Origin of the sequence: Alcanivorax sp. MD8A (assembly GCF_002888555.1) — a bacterium.
Lineage (GTDB): Bacteria > Pseudomonadota > Gammaproteobacteria > Pseudomonadales > Alcanivoracaceae > Alcanivorax.
This window is the reverse complement of record NZ_AQOQ01000002.1, coordinates 151,870-174,164: the sequence shown is the minus strand read 5'-3', so window position 1 is coordinate 174,164 and position 22,295 is coordinate 151,870. Positions and strand designations below refer to the sequence as shown.

The window sequence follows — 22,295 nt, the reverse complement described above, 5'->3', positions numbered from 1 at the left end:
AAGATAAATCACTAGCACCAGCAAACCAGAGACCCAAATTTTGATATACATTCAGACTAGATTTTTGAAAAACTTATCCCATACCGCTTCCAATCTAATCCCTTATGGCATCCCCTACCCAGTTAATATCAGACTTGACTTCACGGAAGATCAGATATGACATCATGACAAACTCACCAATTTATCTGACAAATCTCTCCGGAAGTTCGCTTTTTCACTAAGCTCAACAACTTCCAAGGTTCCGTGATGCATACCAAGCGATAAGAGCCTGGACATTGGACTCTCATTTGTTTTGCATAAACAACCTGCATGCCCAAGAATCAACACTGACTCTCTGGCCCTGGAAAGAGCGACATTCAGCCGGTGTTTATCCAGCAGGAATTCGGTTCGTCCGCCACTTCTTGTCATTAGCAGCAGTACAATATCTGCTTCACCACCTTGAACCGCATCCACAGTAGAAACGCTAATATTCAGGTTATAACCTGCGGCTGCGATCTCCTCCGAAACGAGACTCCGTTGAGATTCGTAAGGACACACCACCAAAATGCCAGATTTGTTAGCTGACGAAACCGACATACGCTTGAGAAGTGATCGCAATGCCGCTCGCTCCGTAGCATTTTCAATCGATGAAGAACCAGCACTCCTGCGATGCTTATAGCTCTTGACCTTGCTGAAATCGACAAATACAACTCGCTTGGAAGTGGCATCCCAATTCCCGCCAGATCGCGCCGACTCAAGGCGGCCCTCATAGAACAAAGCACTGACAATATCTCCAATGTCTTTATGCATTCTATACTGACGAGTAAGCATTCCCTTTGAAGAGGAAGGAAGTTGATCAAATATTGTTTTGAACATATTTTCCCGCAACAACGTCTCAACCTCATTCAATGGTAATCTATAGCCAACATCTTCATTCAGCATTTCAGAGGTAACGGTTGGAGGAAGCTGGTTATGATCCCCCACCATAATTACCCGACGAGCAACAGATGCTGGAATCAATAACTCAGCCCCAAAGGCCTTCCCGGCCTCATCGACAATAGCAATATCGAAGGAGCGAGACGAAAGCCCATAATCTTTGCGCGCCATTCCGACACAGGTCACAGCGTGGATGCGACGGGATCCAATTAACCACTTGGTCGCGGCCTCTCTGCCCTTACGGGTCTGAAGTAACGACTTCCATCTTTGTGCTGAGGACATCAACTCTTCAGGCAGCTCTCTATCCTCATACAGACTTGACACGAGATTTTCATGCCAGACTCCTTCGAGTGATGTTCCAAGAACCCTATCTGAAGCACCATACCTGACCACTTCTTCAGCCAGGAAAGGAAGCTTTTCGAGAAGATCAGAGACCAACTTGGTTACAGCGACATGCGTCGGTGCTGTGACAAGAATGCTGGGCCATGTTTCTTTACGATCTTGTGGAAAGAGTGTAGCCAGCCAGCTGACTAGCAATGTTGTTTTACCTGTACCTGGCGGCCCCCATACTGCCACCACAGGCTCATCAGAAAGCAGAACTGCTTCAACCTGGTCACGCCCGAGGTTGACATTCTCGACCGGCTCACCAGCCAGGCCCATCAGGGTTGAATGAACAGCACCTGATGTATATTTACCCAAAATAGCGGATTCTAGTGACCGGGAAAGGGTCTGCTGCTGAGACCCCTCGCCGGAAAGTTCAATCCGAGTGATGCCTGAGGGATTTATATCCTTTATCGTGGCCTCTTCCGATACATCCACCTCAATCCGACAAGTGCCCAGCTCGCGATCTATCCATTCAAATTTCCGCAGGTCCCAAATAACAGAATTTCCAACTGCTCTGGCTCGTCCTCCATAACGCGCAGACGCCAACTGATCGACCCAGTCTGGGATTTCACTAACAGAAAGCAACCCGGCAACTTTACGTCCGCCGTGCTCAATCCATAATTTCACGAAGTCAACAGAAGTATCCGATTGTAGGAAATCTTCCTGATCCTGATAAATCAGCGACAGATTTCTGAGCCGAAGCGCAGTTTTGCGCTGTATCAACATGTTCTTCTGACTACCAATCTCCGAATGTATGGCACGCAAAAAGGGAACAAACAAAGATTTGTCGTTGTTGGTTGGCTGATCGTCCGATCCAGGAATATAGGCAAAAAATTCAGCATCAAACCGTAAAGACACCTCAGGATTAATTGAACCGAACCGCACCTCATCAAGAATAAATGAGCTAGACTCGTGATCCGGGATCGTAACCAGAGTAACTTCAGATAATGTGAAGCAAATACGATTATCTGTAAGATGTAATCTCCACCCAGCCTGACCAGAAGCGTTTCCAATAGTCTCATATGCCTTTATAAGCGAGGGAAGTTTATCTTCTTCTACTGACAACAATATTGGTGACCAAATTCCGTTACTCCCTTCAATACGCGGGTTAGTACGTACAGAAAGGGGATTATCAGGTCCAGACCTCGATATTTCCTCAATCGTCCATAGCTCGGGATATACTTCCACAATGGTTTCCGGAGTATACGAAGCCAAATCGCGCGACTCATATGGCAAAACAAGATGATTTCCCAAGTACTCCAGATGAACACCATCGTGTCGTCTTGCACTGACTTTTGCCAGCATCACACCTCCACCCTCAGTGAGATCCGCCTCAAGCAAAGCCGCGCGTGACACTGAGAGCTTCGCTCTCATTCTATTGTGGTCCACACAATGTAGAAAGGATCGGCCGCCAAGTTCTTCAGACCAATCTTGCACCTCAATCTTGTATCCGTATAACAACGCCGGCGGCTTTGTATCAAAATGAACAAGCCCTCCTTCCTTCGGATAATCTATTGGTAAAGCAAGAGAGGCAGGCGTTGGCAAATCTTTCATGTCCCCAGTCTTTCCCGCTTCAACAGATCTTTGCAAATATTGAAGGTAGGATCTCTCAGCATTAATTCGACTTAAAGCGAGCTCCAGCTCAAGGACAAGCTGCAGAAATGAATCCTTCTCCTTTGATCCAAACCGTGACTTTAATATTTTCTTTGCTTTGGCGTGACTGGTTGTCAGCTCGGTAGCGATTGCGTCGCGCGACGCTAGCTCCAGGCTGATCAGCGAATCGAGAGACTCAAGATACCTGACAATTAGAGCCCTGCGCTCTTTCGCATCAGCTGCATAAATAGACTCAAGCTCATTCTCAAGACGCTCGATTTCAGCTTCGACCTCAGCCGTACGCCGCCCATTCCACCAACTTATCGCGGTTGCCGTAAGGCTAATACCTGCAATAACGGCTAAAGTAACAATCACACGCCCCCCTATTTCTTTCTTAGAAGAACCATTCTATCTGACAGTTCGAGCAGGAATTTTCTGGTTTCAGCCTTCTCCGCCAAGCCCGAATCCCCAGACTTTATCTCAGAAAAAATTTCATCAAACAGCTCAAGCAACTTGGAAACAACAGCTCTATCAAGAGCCAGCTCCTCCCTCTTCACATCACCTTGATCAGTGGAAATGGCAAGCTCAATCCTGGCTTTTTCGACAGCCAACTCACCCTGTGTAATTCGACCCTGCCACTCTGCAACGGTAGACTTATATTTATTAAATGACTGTGCTGTTTCCAGAAAGGTCGAAACCATTTTTATGGCCTCCTGGGCCACTGCCAGTTTTGCGGATTCGACCCTGGCGCCAGCATCGATTTCCGCTCGTCTCGTTTTTATCGTCTCCGCTTGAACAGTCGAAGAAATCTCACCACCTGAAGAGACGGATGAAGGCATCTTAATACCCTTTGGCAATTTTATATTTTTCCCATCAACAGTCATAAATCCCTCATTATCAAAAGTCATGATTGATAAAAGTTGTACAGAGCACGCTTAAAATCTACCCAAACATTTTCCAGATCTGCCAGCTTATCGTCGAACTGCTGAAAATCTGGCAAATCTGCCTTCCTAATGGCGTACAACTCATCCCATGAAGACCGCACTACTTTCCCACAAGCCAATGCCAACAACGCAAGTCTTTTCTGAATTTCTACTTTGTCGCCAATCTGCTCTTGAGCGAGAGATATCTGCTCAAGCAACTCTTCACGCTCGAGCCGCAACCTCTCGCTTTCCAAAGGAATAAAACCCCGAAGCCCGTCGCGACGAGCACGCGCATTCTTGAGTTTAAGATATGAATTAACAGCATCCGCAACCGATATAGCTGCCTCTATCACCATAAAGGCAGGATTCACTTTCACAGCAGCTTTTGTTGCAGCTTTTTTTAGTCCATATTTTCCAGCCAGGTTCGCTGTGTGAACCATAAAGGTTATTGCTTTTGTTGGAACTCTATAAGCCACGCTTTAATTTCCCCTGACAACGCACCAGGATTCTGGCTCTAACTGGACGATACAATCAATGGAATCACTGGATCCCATTTCTTTCGCAACATTCAAGGTCTCCGGGAATTTTCTACCACTAACCTTATGCACTCTTAGCCTGTTTTTCTTTCCACCATAACTATCAGATTTAAGTTTCCATAAGGTGCGCGTATTTGGCTCATACAACACCTTCTCTTGAGTAGCATCACTTTCACCACGATAAACACACTGAATCATCAGGAATGTAGAGCAGCAATCTCTCATTGGCGCAGGACGATAAGGAGCTCCGAAGGCTACGTCGAATAGTCGCCACAACCCCTCAAAGAACCAATCTTTTGACACATCGATATAAACAGGCTCCCACGACCTCTTTCCATCTTTCCGCAAGAAAACACTGATCCTTTTGTTTTCCTTGAGCTTCCTGATCAGAGGCTGTAGCTCCTCGGGTACCAACCGCTCAACCATTACCTCAGGTAGCTCATCGTCCGCAGCCCTGGAAAACACAGTCTCCCTTCGTCGATCAAATGGAGGCCTGGCCCAGCCACTTGGGTATTTGCGCCTTCCTTCTCCTTTGTCAACAGCCAAAAGCCTTTTTTCCAAAGGCGCAGCACTAGCGAATCGTCCTTTAACTGGCTCCTCCTGCAGTTCACGCGCCAAATCAATAGCCGCCACGAGATCATGCCCCGAATTAGAGACTTCACCTGAACGCAGCAGCCCCTCTGTAGACAAACACTCCTTAATCCCGTCAATTGCCGACTCAGTAAGACCTGTAATCTGAACAACATCATCAAGCGATTGTCCATTCACAAGTTCTTCCAGAACATATAGCGAAACTGGATCACAGTTTATTGGTGCACGAACAGCCGCCCAAAGCATGAATGGCATTACACTAAAGGCAACCGGGATTATTTCTGATTCAGGCCTTGGAGAACATTCCCTGATGCTTGCCACAGCTCGCGCATTGCGTGCCCGGTGATCCTTCAACCAATCGCCTTGGCATTCAATGCGTAAAATCTTTACCTCAACCATTTGCCCAAGTGACACCTCATCCCCGGGATGGTCGATCCATTGCCATGATATTTCTGAAAGTGGAACCCATATTGAAAACTTTTTAGCTTCCAGGATAACACCACGGTTATGAAGCTCTTTTACTTTGGCGTTTAAAACCTGCCCTTCTTCAATTTTTTCAAGCGCTTTACGCGCCTTCGCTTCAGCTACAGCTCGTATACTTGCTTTCCAGCCCTTATGGTCCTCGCGCAATAAAACAAACTCTAATTCCTGACCTTCTGTCAGAATTGACGCTGGGTCTTCAATATAGTGATCGGCCATTTCAGACAGAAACACAATGGCTTCGACCTCTGAAGCCTCAAGTTTTGCGAACTTGGCGCCTACAAATGCCACTTTTCCTTTATATACTTTTCCAGCTTTCGCGCCTCGCGAAGAAGAAGATCGAGAACGAGAACGCCCACTTCCCGCATTAACTGGCGTTGTCGAGGAATCCCTTGACTCCCCAAAAAGTGCTCCGAGTATGTCCAGCCATCCCATGCCATTCATTTCCTTAATTAATGTCAAAAAGCTGCCAGATGCTTCAGTTTTTTCCGGCACGCCATAATTCATCAGCCACCAGAAGCTGCCTCAAAAATTCCCCAGGCCACCCGGTAATCCTCTTCCCGATCCGGTTTGAAGAAGGGGGCGTGGTATTGGATGGTGCGTTCGGTGGGGCCGCCGGGGAGGGTGTCATCCATGTAGGTTTTGCTGACGGTGCCTTCGGTGAGGTGCTGGATGTCTTCCCAGCCCAGGGCGATGCCGGTTTCGGTGCGGTCGGGGGTGTGGATGGCGTAGTGGGTGCCTTCCTTGAGTTCCTTGTTGCTGGCCTTGCGGGGCAGGCCGACGCCGACCAGGCCCTTGCTTGGGGTGAAGACGACGCGGCCGGTCTGGTCGTAGAAGGTTTCGGCTTCGTACTGGCGCATGACCGGGAACTGCACCCGGTAGATGGTGAGCAGTTCTTCCAGGGTGAGGCCCAAGGCCTGGGCGACCAGGACGTCGATCTCCACCAGTGCCTGACGGCGGGCGTAGTCGGTGCGCAGCGCGTTGTTTCTTTGCCATTCCGGGGTGAGGTTGGCGAAGAAGTCTTGCGGCAGGGCGGCGATGGGTTCGCGAGTGGCCCAGCGTTGTTGGCGAAAGGTGTCTTGCCAGTTGGATTGCCAGAGGTCGGCATAACCAGTAGTTAATGAAGACAAGCAAAGGGTGCGCAAAACCAGCTCTTCCGAAACTGATTCCGGAAATGATAGCGCACGACGCAGGCTCAAAAAGGTCGGCATTCCAGAGGTTTTTGCGAAGAAGTCGTAAACCATACTGGAGCAACATGCCTGAATCGAAAGCAGATCACTGTCATTCTTAAAAACAACCGAGACGACCGTATTGATATGTGCAACCTTCTCCTGAGAAATTGCCGTCAGGAGTGATCTCTCGGAGCCTTGACCAATTTGAAACTTGGTGACAAACCGATAATAATCCGTCACCAATCGCTCCCGGTGCTCACCCTCTTCTACCCAGGGCACGCGCGGGGTGCGGTCGCGGTAGGTGACGGGGTCGCAGGCGGGGACGTAGTTGGTGCGTGGCAGGTAGTCGTCCGGCAGGGTTTCTAAATCAAGCTTGTCGTAGTCCTTGTTGCTTTTACAGCCAGGCCGGGGGTTCTTGAAGAACGGACTGCCGACGAAGAAATGGGGGCCGGAGAGTATCCATTGTTCCGGGGTTTCCGGGAACTGGGTTTCCCGCTTGATGGTGTCGTCCTTCTGGGCATTGGTTTCGTGCCACATTTCCAGTGACAGATACTGCCCTTTCAGATCCCCCAGCCGTCGAGGTTGGGCGGCGAATTTTCGCAGTACATTAGTAAGCTGCCGGGCATGTAGGGCCGGCAAGCGGGCTTCCAGCGCATCGGTGCCCGCTTCGTCGTAGAGCTGGCCGAACAGTGCCAATTCGTGCTGGCCAACTTCGATAATACGGTCGCGGTGGCCATCGAATCCCCATTTCACTTTAACCCGACCGTCCGGCAGTTCGACTTCTTCCTTGATGCCTGGGACCGGCCCTTGCCCGTCATGACTGAATGAATAGTCGACCGTCTGAGGCACGAACAGATTAGATATGTTGAAGAACTTAGCCTCTCCGACCGGCCCATAAATGTTCTGGCTATAGCGTGTGTGGTTATCCACTTCGGCAAACAGCTTAACTTCATTTGCATACTGGAAGTGTGCCCGCAACCGTCGATATACCTCCCGCCGGAATTCCCCACCCTTGGGATCGTCGTAAATGCCTTCCGGATGGAGGAAGCCACTCACACCCTGTTCGTTGACATTGGCCCAGGCCCGGGGCAAGAAGCATTTGTACAGATTGGTCTGCACACCCTTGAGCTGCTGGTAGTTCTGCATGGCATTCAAAAATGCCTGTGAGCCCTCCGCTTCCGCCAGCTCCGCAAACCAGGCCAGTTCCAGCTCGGGGCTGCGCTCAAAGGCTTCCTCTCGCTCATCGGTCAACTGCTTGGCACTGAGCTTGTGCAGCACAAACGCCGGGTTGTAATCACCCAGTACGCCCCCTTCCTGCCATTCCACCTTACGCCAGGGCGGGTTCCCCAGGGTGATGTCGAAGCCGCCGCGGGTGGCAAACAAGTCCGCAAAGGCCAACTCCCAGTGGAAGAAGCGGTAGTGTTCGCCCAGCTGGTTAGCCATTTTCAGGGTGGTGAAGACCGGATTTTTGAACAGCTTTTCCAGGTTGAGTTCGCCCCGGGGGGTGCTGACGGCCTGGGCGGCGCGGGTTTCTTCGCGCAGGGTTTGCTGGGGGGCTTCCGATGCGAAAAGGTCTTCTACCGGTTTTTCAAACAGCCCCGCCTCCTGCTGTGATGGGGCAGCATTGTCTTCTCCCTCTGGTAGCAGGCTTTCCTGTTCGGCAGCGAACTGGAAGGTGCCGGCGCTGTTGAGGATGGTGTTGAGGTCGAACAGCCATTTCTGGCGGTCGGGCAGTGCATCCACCTTGTCCAGGGGCCAGAACCAGAGGGCGCACCAGTAATCCATGGCCAGCTTGAGACGGCGATAGGGGGACGCGATGCGGGCATGGGTGTTGAAGATGCCGGTGGTGCGGATGTCGTCTTTTTCGCGGGTGCTGGTGTGGTGTGCCTGCACCTGTTCCTGGCCCCAGAGGGGGTAACTGTCTTCGGTGCGTTTTCTGTCCTGGGTGAGCATCTGGGTGTGCTCGCGCCAGAGGCGGTCTACGGCCGCGCTGAGGCCCTGGAGGGTGCGGATTTCGCTGTCGTCCAGGGGGGCGCAGAAGTCCTTTTTCCAGGCTTTGATTGTTTTGAAGGCGTCCGGGCGCAGTTGTTTGGCGACCTTGTCGTTGTAGCCGACCATGCCGGGGTCGGGGAGGAGGAAGTGGTAGATTTCGTTTTCTTTTCTTGGGCCGGTGTCTTGTTTATTCGGCTCGCCTTCGGCATTGCCGGGGTTCGCTTGCAAGCAAGCTCCTACAGCAGCATCTGAATTAAGGGATTCCGGGGGGAGGCGTCTTGGGGCGTTGTTGTACCAGAGGCCTTCTTTGGGTTGTTTCTTGAGGGCGATGGTGGGGTAGACCTCGCGACGGGCACCGATGAGGCTGTTGCCGGTGAACAGCTGGTAGCCGAACCAGGGCACGGTGTGGCCGCCGCTGAGGGCATTGAGCCAGAGGGAGACTTCGGCCAGCTCCACGGCGATGGGGTTGAGATCGACACCGTAGACGTTGTGGTCGGCGATGTGCATTTTTACCCGCTGGAGTTCCTGCTGGTAATCCTCGTGGGGGATGCGCTGGCCGAGCTCCTGCTGTTTGCGGGTAAGGTAGGCTTCACTGAGCTGGTTGACGGCTTCGTTCAAGAAAGCGGCGCTGCCCATGGCCGGCTCGCAGACGGTGAGGTTGAGGATGTCGTCAGCGGTGACGTCGTCTGTCAGCCGTTCCTTGAGGGTGTATTTCACCAGGCTCTTGGTGAGCACTTCCGGGGTGTAGTAACTGGCGGACTTTTCCCGGTCGCGCCCGGCCATGCGGTAGATGAACTTGCCCTTGGGGTGCAGGCGCAGGCTTTTGCGGCCTTCGCTGTCCCTGTCGTAGACCCTCTCCTGGTCGTCGAATTCGTCCAGTTGTTCGCGGGTGACGAAGTAGCCGGTGTCCAGTTCGTCCGGGTTGATGTTGTTGCCCTTGGGAGCGACTTCGTAGAGGTCTTCGGTGGCGAAGAAGCCGCGATAGCTGAGCAGGGCTTCGTAGACGGCGCCGAGCTGGTTGATGCCGAGCTGGGTGTAGCTGACACGGCCACGTCTTTTCTTTCCCTTCTGCGGGCGGGTGAGCGACATGGAGCGCACCACTTTTTGCAGGGTGTCGTTGCTGAACACTACCTTGTTGAGCAGGGGCGTTTTGGCCGGGTCGAACAGGTGGCTGTCCAGGCCCTGCAGGGTGAAGGCGTTGCCGCTGCTTTCGTGGTACTGGTCGGCCTGGCGGCTGATCTGGTGGCCGTTGTAGATGAGGCCAAACATGCGTTGCAGGCTGTCGTGGAAGTAGCGGCCCTGCTGGCTGTCTTCGCTGGTGAGGCGCACCATTTCCAGGTCGCGCAGGCTGTCGAGGCTGTAGCCCTGACGCCAGGTGTCGTCGTCGGGCAGGTAGCCCAGCTCCGGGCGGGCTTCGATGTAGAACAGGAACAGGATGCGGTACATGTAGCGCAGGCATTCCCGGGACAGCTGGCCGGCATCGAGGGCGTTGCTGCCGGTGTAGATGCCTTCCTTGCGGTCGCGGGCCTGTTCGATGAGCTGGCTGGCGGCTTCGTTGCCGAGCAGTTCGATGGCCTGGCGCAGGGCGTACTTCAGATCGTCGGAGACGGCGAAGGCGTGCTTGTGGCTGTTTTCGTCTAGGCTGTCCAGGCGGCTCTGACCTTCGCGGGGGGCCAGGCTGTCGCGGTGCAGCAGCACGGCGGTGGCCTTGATGGTCTTGTCGTCGCGGCGGCCGAGGATTTCTTCCCAGTCGAAGCGCAGCATGCGGTTCTGGGACCATTTGTAGCGGTCGATGAGGATGCCCTGACGGTCGCTGATGAGCAGTACCCAGCGGGGCGGGTTTTCGTGGTGCGGATTCTGGCGGAAGACGGCCTCGTTGAGGATGCTGTACCAGTCGCTGCCCTTGAGTTTGTCGTGATGGGGGCCGGCGCCGACGAACTGGCTTTTGTGCAGGGTAAGGGAGAGCGGGTCTTCGCCTTCGTTGTGTTGATCCAGGGCACCGAGCACCCAGAGCTGATCGCCCAGGGCGGCCAGCACGGGGAGTTCCGTGTTGGCGGCAATGGTGCGGTTTTCCGGCTGGTAGGGGATGCCGAGTACGGTGAGCAAGGATTCAAAGAATTCCCGCTGCAGGGCGATGCGCTGTTCGACGGTGCGCTCACTCTTGAGCTTGTGGCGCAGGGCAAAGTAATCCTGGTTCAGGTTGCGCAGGGACCGGTGGGGGCTGCTGAAGGCAAAGCCGCCGGCGGCCTCGTTGATGGTTTTGCCTGCGGCTTCGGCTTTTTCCCGCTGGGCCTGGCGGGCGGCGTCTTCTTCGCTGTCCCAGGCCTTGATGGTATCGGCAAAGTCACCCTGGAACACTTCGGCCAGGTAGTGGGCACTGAAGAATTCGTTGTCGTTGGTGAGGCCGATAAAGGTGGCGGCGCTGTCTTGTACTGCCATGGGGCGTTGTCCTGTTTAACCTGTTCGTTAGCCGTGGGCGCGGGTAAAGGCGGCAATGATCTGGATGTAGGGCACCGGCTCGATGGTGAGGGTGTCGCTGACCCAGGTCTGGTAATCGTTGAAGATGCGATCAATGCGGCTGGTGCGCTCTTCCCTTCTGGCGGCCTTGAAGTGCTCTGCCTGCTGCGAGCCCTGCAGTTGCAGCTCCAGCTGGGTGAGCTGGCGATCCTTGAGGGCAGCCAGTTCGGCCAGCTTTTCATCCAGCTGCGGCTGGGTGTGGTCGGTAAAGGCCTGCTGGCGTTGTTGCATTTCGCTGCGGGCGGCCTGAATGACCGGCTGACGCAGGGACTCCAGTGCATCGAGGCTTACCGGCTGGGCGCGGTTGGGCAGTTTGCTGTCCAGTTGCAGGGCCTGCAGCCAGTCACGGGCGGGCAGCACTTCTGTGACTGCGCCCCCCTGGCAACGAATGGCGAACCATTCCCAGATGACAGGGTGGGCCTTGCGGTTGGGGATCAGTCCGCTGACCAGGAAGACGCTTTCCTCCGGCTGGAGCTGCTGTTTGACCGCTTCGGTATCGGGCAGGGCCAGCACCGGGGCGCTGTGGCGCGCCACCTGGGCGAGCAGTTTGTCCTGCAGCCACTGGATGGCCGGGTGCTGGGGCCACAGGTAGTGAAGCTTGGGCCAGGCATTTTCGTCCTGGCGGCTGCGGCGGATTTCCTGCTCGAAACGGGGCTTGTCGGCGGTGAGCACCAGGGTGCCGTTGTCCGGGCTGATTTCCGGGGGCAGGAAGCGGAAACGGTAGTCGAGATCATCCGGGGGCGTGAGGGTGAGGGTCTGGCGTTCGTTGTTGACGCTGACGCTGACCTGGTTGCGCTCGCGGTTGATGGCTTCCAGGGCCTGACGGGCGAATTCGTAATCGTTGGGGAAGAGGCTGAAGTCTTCGACGGTGTGCTGTTCTGCCTGCTCCGGGGTTTTCGGCTGGCTGGCTTCCGGATTGAGGAACAGGGACAGTAGATCATCCCCTTCGTTGCTGTCTTCCGGCTGGTAGTGCTGATCGAAGTCGTCCGCGTTCATGCCTTCGGCCATGGCCTCTTCGGTGAGCCTTTCTTCCTGCTCACTGTCGTGGACCTTCATGAAGGTAGCCGGGTCGCCGATGTTCTTGTAGGCCTGTTCGTCCTTTTCCTTGAGGATTTCCAGAATACGCAGATCCCCTTTGACGGTGGGATTGTCGCTCTGGTTGATCAGGTAGGTGATGATCGGGGTCTGCTCCTGACCATAGCGGTCTACCCGGCCGTTACGCTGCTGGAACACCATGAGGGACCAGGGCAGATCGAAGTGGACCAGGCGGTGAGACAGGTAGTGCAGGTTGATACCTTCCGAGGCCACATCGGAACAGAGCAGCACGCGCAGTTTCGATTCGGGTTTGCCGAATTCTTCCACGATGCTCTGCTGCTCCACGTCGCTCATGCCGCCGTGGAGGATCTGTACCGAATCCGCCTTGAGCTTCATGTCACCGGCCAGCTGGTCGTTCAGCCATTTGAGTGTTTCGATGCGCTCACTGAAGATGACCAGGCGATCTTCGCTGTCGGTTTTCTTCCAGCCGTAGTCTTTGCTCTTCAGCAGCTTGACCAGGGACTGGTATTTGCTGAAGGCTGCCGGGGTGACATTGCGCAGGGCCAGCAGCAGGGATTTCAGACTTTGGATTTCGTGCTGTTCGTCTTCGCTGACCAGGGCTTTTTTCTGCAGTTTGGCGATGCGCTGCTGCACGGAAATGTCCGCCGCTGCCGGGGAGCTGAAGATGGCTTTCTGCAGGCCGATGCGGACCAGCTGGCCGTTCTTGGTCTGGCTGTGTTCGCCCCGGTAGGTAAAGGGCACATCCAGCAGGGCCTGGTAGGCGGCTTCCTCTTCCGGGGAGGCGTTCATGTGGATGTCCTTGACCACACGCTCCTTGAATTCCTGCTGCACCTGATCGCGGATGTCTTTCTTGAAGCGGCGAATCACCAGCCCCTTGTCGCTGAAGTCTTCGCGGGCGTAGTCGTCCGGATCGCTGATGGCGGTGGGGTCGAGCATGTTCATCAGGCTGGCGAAGGATTTTGCCTTGCCGTCATGGGGGGTGGCCGAGAGCATGATGAGCGTGTCTGAACGGCCCGCCAGCAACTGTGCCAGGCGGGCGCGCTGGGAGCTGCTGCCCCGCTCTGCCACGTTGTGGCATTCATCAATGACGATGATGTCCCAGTAGGCCTGCTCCAGATGGCGGCGGTATTCGTTGTCCTGCTTGAGGGTGTCGATGGAGATGATCGACTTGTCGTAATAGTAGAAGGGGTTGTGGTTGCCGGGGATGTTGTTGCGCACCCGCTGCAGGCCCTGTGAATCCAGGCGGGTGAGCGGGATGGTAAAGCGGTTCCACATTTCCTTCTGGAACTGGGTCATCATGCTTTTGAGGGTGAGCACGAGGATACGCTTGCCCCGGCCACGGCGCATGAGTTCGGTCATCAGGATGCCGGCTTCCAGGGTTTTCCCCAGACCCACGGCATCGGCAATGAGGATACGCTGGCGGGGCTGGTTCAGTGCCTGGAGGGCGGGATCAAGCTGATAGGGCACCGGGTCCATGGCGGCCTTGTGGCCCAAATGGATGCGCTGATCCGCCGGGGTGATCTGACGCAGCTGGGCCTCGATGAACAGGCGGCTTTTTTCAAAGCCGGGGCTCATGTCCTGCTCGAAACGGGTTTCCGCCGGGTCCAGCACCTGAATCGCCTCGGCTTCTTCCTCCAGCCGGCTGAGAAAACGCGCACTCTTGCCGTTAACCAGCTCGGACAGGCCATCCACGGTGAGGATATAGCCGCCATCGTCGCTGGGATCCGCGCGGCGAACGATCCACTCGCAATCGCGAATGACGACGCGAGCGCCGGGGGCGTAGAGGGTACTGCTCATGGGTTGTTGTCCTGTGCTATCGCATGCAAATTCTGCTTTTTCATCTTCTTACTTCGCCCCTTGCGGCTTACCCTTCCAGCCCGCCGTTATCCATTGAATCTGGTCTGGCAGCAGGGTCTGAGAGCATTGCTCAGCAAGGTATTTTTCGACGCAGGCGTTGGCCAGCTTGAGGGCTGCCTTTCGCTGCTCCTTGTCTGTGTCGACCGGCTGTGACGGTGAGCATGGCTGCATCAGCCACTGGCTGATCCAGGGCGGATTGAGGGTAGCTGCGCCGTTATCCAGTGCCACCATGGCCAGCTCCTGACGGGCGCGCCGACCACGATCATTCTGCCAGCGGGCCACGGCAACAATGATGGATTCGGACTGGTAGCCGGCGCCCATTACTGAAGTGCCGCCAAAATCATACTTGCGCGCCTGCTTGATGAGGTTTTTGAAAAGCCAGTTGTCCATGTTCATGGGTAACAGATCTGGCTTTTTGGCAGCCAGCGTTCGATCAAAGGTCAGCCCGAAGCGGCTGCGTGAAACGCCCATGGATTGCATGGCCGCTTCGCTGAGCCTGATCTGCCAAATGAGTCCGTTGTGGGTTTTTTCCAGAATCTCAAATCCGGCAATACTTGCCATGCCCTCTATGAAGGCCTGCAGGTGATCCAGGGTGATGACCAACTCTCCCGAGACCTCTTTGCTGTCCAGATTCACCGCATACCTGAACAAATCATGCTGTTCTGCAGCGGCATTTTTTGCGCGATCCAGCGCTTCGTTAATGCGCTCACTGGTTCGCTCCATCTTGTCACTGGCGGCTTGTGCCAATACTTCTTCAATGTCGACCAGATCTGCCAGCTCACCCAGGACGTCTTCTTTGATAGCATCGTTAAATTCATGCTTCTGGACACTTGCCATGTCCTGGGCCACGGCTTCCAGGCGGTCATAGAGAATACTGAGCACCTGCTCGTCCGCACTGTCGGACTGATGGACATTGAAGACCACGACCCGCTTCTTTTGGCCATAGCGATAAAGCCGCCCTACACGCTGAACCAGCCGCATGGGGTTCCAGGGCAGATCGTAGTTCACCATGATGTGGCAACGATGCTGAAGGTTGATGCCTTCGCCGCCCGCCTCAGTGGACACGAGGAACTGGGCACCGTCCTCTTCTTCAAAGGTGGCAATAGCTTCCCGCCGCTCTTGCATGTCCATGCCACCATGGATAAGAACACAGCTACCGGGACCAAAGCGATCATCCAGTGCCGCTTTGACCCATTGTTGGGTACTCCGATACTCGGTGAAAACGAGGATTTTTTCCCGGGGGTTTTCCTTGATAACGGTTTCCACCAGGCCATTCATAAAGGCGTGGCGCTTGGCGTCATTGGCTTCCAGGTCTGCGGCTTTCTCGATCAGCTCTGCAAGGATTTTCTCCTCCCCTGGAAAGAAAGGCGACGCCTCCGTCTTACGGGTAGCCGCTTCTTCCTGCTCCCCCTGATAACGCTCGTCATCATAGGGGCGATCCATACTCGCCTCTTCACCCTTAAGGCGTTCAAGCCGTCTCACCAGTGCGGCATGAATAGCCGCCACGCTGGAGGCGGCCAGCTTGCGATAGACCGTCATTACAAAGCCGATGGCTCGGCCTGTGTTCTTTACACTCTTCTCCTGCGCTGCATACCCTTTGCGAAGATAAGCCCGAAGTTCTTTATCAAACTCCACGGCATCTTCCGAGAGCGGAACATCAATCTGGCGTACGGTTTTCCCATGAAACAGGAAATTGCCGTCCATATCAGTTACATCCGCCTTGTAATTGCGGATGATCATGTCGCCGATAATTTCGGGGTTAATCTTCAGGGTGCGGATTTCGCTTTTTCTTTCCGGAGCCAGAAGTTCCAGCAAGGCTCCAAAGCTGTCCTGCTTGCCTTGATGAGGAGTCGCCGTTAGCAGCAAAACATTTTGTGTTTTGGAGTTATGCCGCAGTTTCTGGAGCATGCCGTAACGCTGACTTGCATCGAGCTTGTTACCATACTCTCTCCGGCTGAGCCGGTGCGCCTCATCAACGATGACCAAATCCCATGTATCAGCTTGAAGAAGCTTGTTTAGATGCTCATCTTGCTTGAGACGATCCATGGACCCGATAACGTGATCTTCCTTTTTCCAGTCCCGGGGGTCGTGAATCTGGAAGTCATCGCCATAGATCCTGAATCCCTCAAACCCAAATTTCCCATAGAGTTCTTCTTTCCACTGCCTTGTAAGTCCAGCCGGGGTAATAATTAGTACTCGCCTTGCATGCCCCTTTGCCATAGCAGCATGAAGCAGAAGTCCTACCTCAATGGTTTTGCCTAGCCCCACATCATCTGCGATCAACCAATTGTAGTGACCAGAAGCCATGATGCTCTGAACAAGATGAATCTGGTGCGGCAGCGGATCCACATCGAACGTCGCCAATGCTCCGGTATTTTCGTTCCATAGCTGGATGGCCCAGGAGAGCAGGCGGAGACGCTGGCGCTCTTCATCACCGGTTACGTTGAACTTCCCCAAGGTAAAACCATGCAAGGGCCCACGAACTTGCCGTAGCCGCTGCCAAGGCAGCCAGACTCGAAGGTTGTTTTCCTGGAATTCGACCAGCAGCTGGGTATGTCCGGCGACCTCTCGGGTCGTACAAACAGCGCCTGCGCCAAGTGAATCCTGGGTCGCCCTCACAGGCCGGTGCTCGACCTCTGCCCCACGCATGAAACCCGAGACAAGATCGCCCTCAGGATGCATGACATCCGCCTTTCGCTGCACCCAGAACACCTTGACTCTTGCCGGCACGTCTGCAGACACTTTCTTGACGACACCAATGTCCCTGACATCCTGACTATCCTTATGACGGACAATTGCTCCTTCCACTATCGGGATTACCATTGACTGTCCTCTGACTCTCGATAGATGTTGAAATTAAAGGGCTCTGGCCTGTGCCATTGTTCCCATCCATCGTCGTCTTGCTCAAAAAATTCGTACTCGATATAGGCCGGCGGCGGCTGTCCACAGCACAGGGCCATTTGTTCCATATGGTCAAGAATATGCTGCAGGTAATACGAAAAGATCGGAAATGCAGAGATCTTGTCCGCAGATGCATTCCAGTCCTGGAAGCAGTCTTCAACAAATAGCAGCACCTCGACAGCATCGTCCGCCTTGAGTGCTCTGGTGAGATCCAGCGCCAGGCGCCAGGATATATTGGGCCAGCCATCTTCCGCTTCCTGCTTCCGGTAGGTTCGGTTATACCCTCCGGAACCCCATATTTTTCTCAGCTCATGCAGTACGTGCAGCTCTGCAGGAGTTACCTGTTTTTTGACCAGCAGTTCCCGCAAGGCAGACTGGGTCTTGCCGTGGCTACGGTGATGCGCAAGCACATCCACCAGGATTCCCATATCTTTCTTCAGCCACTCACCTTCAACGGCAAGCCCTGCTGCGATGCCTTCCGCTTTTTCCCTGTGCGTCAGGCGCTCGGGGAGCTCTTCAGGCTCATCATCCTGGCCCAGATCTTCCGGGTCCAATTCGATATAGAAACTTTCGAGGTCGTCATCACCTTCTTCGTCCGCCTCTTCAAACAGATCGACGATGCCCTCGCCAAACTCCTCATCGTCCGCCAGTGTGATGGCCTCTTCATCTTCCAGGTCATCCACAACTGCAATGTCAGCGGGCTCTTCAGCTTCAAAATCAGGGATGTCAGCCAGCTCATCGGCCGCGTTCAGCACCTCATCATCCTCACTATTCTTGATGAGGTGCTCAGCTGGCTGCCCACCTTCTTCTGCTTTGAACGCTTCGCTTTCCTCTGCAGCCCCTTCAGGCTCGATCAATGCCTCTTCTGGCAACTCACTTTCAATATAAGGCTGGATGTCTTGCAGACCGTCAGCAGTCTCTGGCTCTTCCTTGAATTCGCTAATAACGGCTTGTGAGCTCGCCACTTGCTGCAGGGAGTCATCATCATTGGCAGCTCGTGACTGAATGGACGGGACGCCATACTCGTAATCCAGCTCCAGAGCAGGCTCTTCTTCAGCGGCCCCCACCAGATAAGCCGCATCCTCTTCGTCAAAACCCGGGGAAGCATCGTGGTTTTCCAAGGAATAACGCAGCCAGTAGGCCGCTTTTTCTGGTTGTTTAATGCCTCGGTAAATACGGCCAAGGGCTGCTGCGACCCTCATATCCTGGGGTTGGCTAGCCATATGGGCTTCCAGCAACTCTACCGCCTGTTCAAGGCTGCCCCCCCTGAACAGGGTTTGGGCACGCAGCAATACTTCCATTACTAACTCCGCACCACCGGATAGCTAGCCTCTCCCCACAGGGTTGTCGGGCTATCCATCATGATTTCGATTACTGCCGGCACCAGTTCACCCATGAGGTTTACGCAGTCGCGGATCTGGTCGCGGTTGACGCTGCTGTTCCAGGTGGCGCCGCCGTGGACCAGCTGGTTACGCAGGGTGTAGATGCGGGTCAGGACGATGGCCAGTACTCGTGTGGTGTCTTGCCTGGCGAGGGCGTGGTTGGCTGCCTTTTTGGCGGCGTCAAAGCTTTGCTGCCACTGGGCTTCTGTCTTGTTGCCTTTCTGGTAATCCCAGAAGGAAGGAAAGACATAGGGGTTATCCAGCAACACGCGGATGGCGCCGGAATAGGCTGTCCAGACCAGCTGACTCAGGCGCTTGCTGGTGTCGAGGTCATTGAGCTTGCCGAGGAAGGCGTTAAATGCGCCCTGTTCACTGAGGCCTTCGCGGTCGTCGATTTCTGTGGCGTAGGCGGCGTTGAAAGCGATCCACAGGAAGATGAAGCGGCTGTCCGGGTCGGCTTCCTGTTCGGCGCGGTTGAGCCAGCTAAGGGCGCGGTGCACGCGCAGGCCCAGGTTGTCGGGGTAGTTATCCCGTTCCTGACGCTGACGGTTCTTGAGCGTGTTGTAGTCGATCCCCATGATTCTTCCTTTCCCCTGAATGACATCAAAATGATGGCATTCGAGCCTTCCTGGCCCACAGTGAAGCGTGTTCATTATTTTTGTGGACAGTATCACATTTGGGTGTGAGGTCTAGTGCCCTTTGGTACTTTTTCATGAGCGGGTCCGTCAGGTTTGAGGATCGCCCGCAGGCGGGCTCCTGCGGGTGAGTGGTTCGCACCTCGAGAGGTGCTCCTACCTGTCAGAGCCCTGTCTCGAACTGGCGGGCGTCCTTTTCCAGGGACGCTTGGTGGTAGCCGAATGTCATAACCTGTTCGAGGTACACATCCATGAAAGAGCCAATGGAGCCGAGCACTTCGTATTGGTGTACGTGGCGGAATTCGTGACTGTAGAGCCGGGCGGACTGGCAGCCTTTGACGATGTAGATAGAGTGGCCAAAAGTGATGCCCGTGACCTGGCCGCTGAGCATGCCGACGCTCTTTGCCAGGCTGTAGACCACCGGATCTTCCTGGAAGGGAATCTCGTCTACCAGCATGATGCGAATGCGTTCGGGCTCTGCCACGCCCACGCTTCTGGCCATTTCCATACCTTCTTCGTTGAGCTCGGCGCCCTGCTCCTGGATCAGGTCGTGGTGCTTTTTGGCCCACAGGACGACCAGGGGGAGATAAGAGTTCAGATCTTTCACTGTCGCCTCCAGCTAGCCGCAGTGAGAATTGATTAACGCCTGCGCCTCTCGCACCAACTCAGGCTTCGCATGGCCAAACACCAACTGGCAGGCAGTGAACGGATCCGAGACGGTTTTGCCGGTGCGATAGAGATCCAGCAGGACGCCGGGGCTGACCATCTCCAGCGGTATCACTTCGGCGATGCACTCGGCCATTTCGGTCCAGCATTCCTGGCAATACACCAAAACACGGCCACTCCCCTGCCCTGCTTCATGGGGGATTGTGACCAGACTGAGCCCCTTACCTGAGCCCTGTTCTTTACCGCCTGTCTTCCCGCACCGAGAACAACTCACCATAACTTGTGACTCCCTGTTTTGCCTGAATATGCAGCATCCCTGCTGCGGCCTCATCAAACCCTTGATGACAGCCCCACATTATGCATTTACTATCGTCATGCCAATACTGACTACATGAACATGTCGCCTTTCGGCATGTGTCGCTTTTTGGAGCACAACATGGCGCGTACAGCAGGGAAGAATGCGGCGGATTGGCCGCTACGCTGGGATTTGTTATTGCGGTACCGGTTGATCGAGGTGATTGCCCTGTGGGAAGGACGACTGACGACCAATCATCTGGTGCGCGCCTTCGGCATTGGGCGCCAGCAGGCCAGCAAGGACATTAATCTCTATCTGAATGAGTATGCGCCAGGCAATCTGGAGTATGACCTGTCACTCAAAGGCTATAAGCCAGCCACCGGTTTCAAGCCGGTATTCACTCGCGGTCAGGCGGATGAGTATCTGCAGATGATGCATGCCCGGGAAGATCTGAGCTGCGCCTTCGAAGCACTGGACGTACGCGAGCTGAATACCGAGGTATTGCTGCCACCCTCACGGGATCTTCGCCCAGCGGTGTTACGGCCCATCCTGCAGGCGTGCCGGGAAGGATTGCGGGTGGAGATTGAATACACCTCCCTGAACAATCCCGAGCCGGAATACAGGGTAATTCAGCCTCATACCGTGGTACATAACGGCATGCGCTGGCATGTACGAGCCTGGTGTGAAAAGAACAGTGATTACCGGGACTTTGTGCTGAGTCGGATTATGGACAAGCCGGAGATCACTCTGCCCGGCGAGCAAGGCGCGGAGAAGGATAAAGCCTGGCAGAAATCACTGACCTTGAAGGTGGTGCCCGATCGGCGCCTTTCTGATGCACAGCAGAAGGTGATTGCCCGGGATTACGGCATGACACGAGGAGTATTGTCGATACCCTGCCGGGCCGCCATGGCGAATTACATTGTTCAGCTGCTGCGGCTGGATGATCAGGAACATCGTGGGCCGGAGGCGCAGCAGGTGGTGCTGGGGAATTTTGATGTGGTTAAGAAGTGGTTGTGGAAGTGATCGCTTCTGGGTATGCCGCATCCATTCATTCTGTTGGTCTGCTGCTCGACTGCATTCATGAAGGGCTGTCTGTGCTGCCCTCTTCGCGATAGCAGCATCGCGAAAAATTCGCCAGCAGGCTGGCTCCTACGAGGGAGGGGGGGGCGCGTACAGGCACGCCTCTGGTTTCCCTTAAGCCAGAATCGTCTGCAGGCTGACTCCCACAGCGACTCGATAATCCTGGGCTCTGAGCGGCTTTCTGTAACAGCACGAGAAGTTGTCATGGTATGGCATCCTGGCGGCGGTTGGTGGAGCCATGCGGGTTTGGGGTTAGTGCTTCTCCCGGTACTCGCTGGGGGAGCAGCCTTGCCAGCGGCGGAAGGCGCGGACGAAGCCGCCGGCGTCGGTGTAGGCCAGGTGGGCGGCGACTTCTTCGATTTTCATGGTGGTACTGGTGAGGAGTTGCAGGGCCAGTTGGCGGCGCTCTTCTTCTACCAGATCGCGATAGCTGGTGCCTTCCTGTTCCAGTTTACGGCGCAGGCTGCGTGAGGACAGAGCCAGGGCGCTGGCCATGTCGTTGAGGGTGGCGCCGAGGCCCAGTTCGCCCAGTAATTGCTGGCGCACTTTGCCGGCAATGCCGCTGTTTTCTACGGTGTCCATGCGCTGCTGGCATTGCTGTTCGAGCATGCGGGTGAGCACCGGGTCGTAACCGGGGAAGGGCTGGCTGGCGCCGGAGCGGTTCACCAGGATGCGGTTGCTGCGGGCGGCGAAGGTGGGTTTCACGCCACATTCTTCCTGAATGGCCTCGGCACTCACATCGGGCTGGCCGGCCAGGTCGATGGCGCGAAAGTCCACGCCTTGCAGAGTGATTTCCCGCACCAGATTCAGGGCCGTGGCCATGTCCCGCTCGAGCAGAAACTGGCGCAGGTGCGGCGGGATGGGATCCGGGTCGAAGGTGATGCCAAAGGTGTCGTCGTCTTCCACCAGTTCGATGCGGCAGTAGGCGGTGCTGAGAGGAAGATAGCGCACCCCCAGGATGGCCGCTTCACGCAGGGTCTTGCAGGTGCGCAGGGCGAAGCCCCACACACCGAAGGTGGCCAGGTGATACTGCAGACCCAATTCGAAGCCCCAGGCGCCGTCGTCTGGCAGGGCCAGCATCAGGTTTTCGATCAGGCGCATTTCCTGGGTGCGGGTGACCAACCCTTCTCCGCTGGAAAGGGCGTCATCGGCTATGCCGGTGCCGAGCAGGCAGGTCTGCCTGTCGATGCCATGGCGTTGGGCAAAGTTGAGCATCACCTGGCTGATGGCTACCGGGTGGAGGGTGTCGTCGCTGTGTTGCATTGCCCGTTCCGCTGATCCGCCGTTAGCGCTGGCCACTTCTGCAGGGTGATTGGCCAC

At 55.2% G+C, this 22,295-nt stretch carries 13 protein-coding genes; 1 reads left to right on the top strand and 12 read right to left on the bottom strand.

Features of this window, described 5'->3' with window-relative positions:
• Window positions 1-162: 162 nt before the first annotated feature.
• The 11 genes from A15D_RS01880 to A15D_RS01830 form a co-directional block, all read right to left on the bottom strand.
• Window positions 163-3,267 (bottom strand): DEAD/DEAH box helicase, encoded by a 3,105-nt coding sequence (locus tag A15D_RS01880; protein WP_102790525.1) that lies wholly within the window; start codon window positions 3,265-3,267, stop codon window positions 163-165.
• An 8-nt stretch (window positions 3,268-3,275) separates the two neighbouring features.
• Window positions 3,276-3,776, bottom strand: a complete 501-nt coding sequence (locus tag A15D_RS01875; protein WP_102790524.1) for a hypothetical protein — start codon at window positions 3,774-3,776, stop codon at window positions 3,276-3,278.
• A 20-nt stretch (window positions 3,777-3,796) separates the two neighbouring features.
• Window positions 3,797-4,291, bottom strand: a complete 495-nt coding sequence (locus tag A15D_RS01870) for a hypothetical protein (RefSeq protein WP_146026828.1) — start codon at window positions 4,289-4,291, stop codon at window positions 3,797-3,799.
• 3 nt (window positions 4,292-4,294) lie between these two features.
• Window positions 4,295-5,929 (bottom strand): S1 RNA-binding domain-containing protein, encoded by a 1,635-nt coding sequence (locus A15D_RS01865; protein ID WP_102790522.1) that lies wholly within the window; start codon window positions 5,927-5,929, stop codon window positions 4,295-4,297.
• On the bottom strand, window positions 5,929-11,025 hold the full coding sequence (locus tag A15D_RS01860) for a class I SAM-dependent DNA methyltransferase (protein WP_102790521.1): 5,097 nt from the start codon (window positions 11,023-11,025) through the stop codon (window positions 5,929-5,931). The genes A15D_RS01865 and A15D_RS01860 overlap by 1 nt, the downstream gene beginning before the upstream one ends.
• A 27-nt stretch (window positions 11,026-11,052) precedes the next feature.
• Complete coding sequence (locus tag A15D_RS01855) at window positions 11,053-13,956, bottom strand: DEAD/DEAH box helicase (protein WP_102790520.1); 2,904 nt, start codon at window positions 13,954-13,956, stop codon at window positions 11,053-11,055.
• A gap of 48 nt (window positions 13,957-14,004) precedes the next feature.
• Window positions 14,005-16,839: a DEAD/DEAH box helicase gene (locus A15D_RS01850; protein ID WP_199175730.1), complete on the bottom strand. Its 2,835-nt coding sequence runs from the start codon at window positions 16,837-16,839 to the stop codon at window positions 14,005-14,007.
• A complete protein-coding gene (locus A15D_RS01845; protein ID WP_102790519.1) occupies window positions 16,833-18,218 on the bottom strand; it encodes a hypothetical protein in 1,386 nt (461 codons plus the stop codon). Before A15D_RS01845 ends, A15D_RS01850 begins: the two co-directional genes overlap by 7 nt.
• Before the next feature lie 2 nt (window positions 18,219-18,220).
• Window positions 18,221-18,877 carry a HEPN domain-containing protein gene (locus A15D_RS01840; RefSeq protein ID WP_199175728.1) on the bottom strand — a complete coding sequence of 219 codons (657 nt, stop codon included), beginning with the start codon at window positions 18,875-18,877 and terminating at the stop codon, window positions 18,221-18,223.
• 220 nt (window positions 18,878-19,097) lie between these two features.
• Window positions 19,098-19,541, bottom strand: coding sequence for a hypothetical protein (locus tag A15D_RS01835; protein ID WP_102790518.1), 444 nt, complete (start codon window positions 19,539-19,541; stop codon window positions 19,098-19,100).
• Between the two features lie 12 nt (window positions 19,542-19,553).
• Window positions 19,554-19,736: a hypothetical protein gene (locus A15D_RS01830; protein ID WP_199175726.1), complete on the bottom strand. Its 183-nt coding sequence runs from the start codon at window positions 19,734-19,736 to the stop codon at window positions 19,554-19,556.
• A 300-nt stretch (window positions 19,737-20,036) separates the two neighbouring features.
• Between A15D_RS01830 and A15D_RS01825 the strand changes: the two genes are divergently transcribed.
• Entirely contained in the window at window positions 20,037-20,918 is an 882-nt protein-coding gene (locus A15D_RS01825) for a YafY family protein (protein WP_102790517.1), read from the top strand.
• A 309-nt stretch (window positions 20,919-21,227) separates the two neighbouring features.
• Here A15D_RS01825 and A15D_RS01820 read toward each other — a convergent pair whose 3' ends face one another.
• Window positions 21,228-22,238, bottom strand: a complete 1,011-nt coding sequence (locus A15D_RS01820; RefSeq protein ID WP_102790516.1) for an AraC family transcriptional regulator — start codon at window positions 22,236-22,238, stop codon at window positions 21,228-21,230.
• Window positions 22,239-22,295 lie beyond the last annotated feature (57 nt).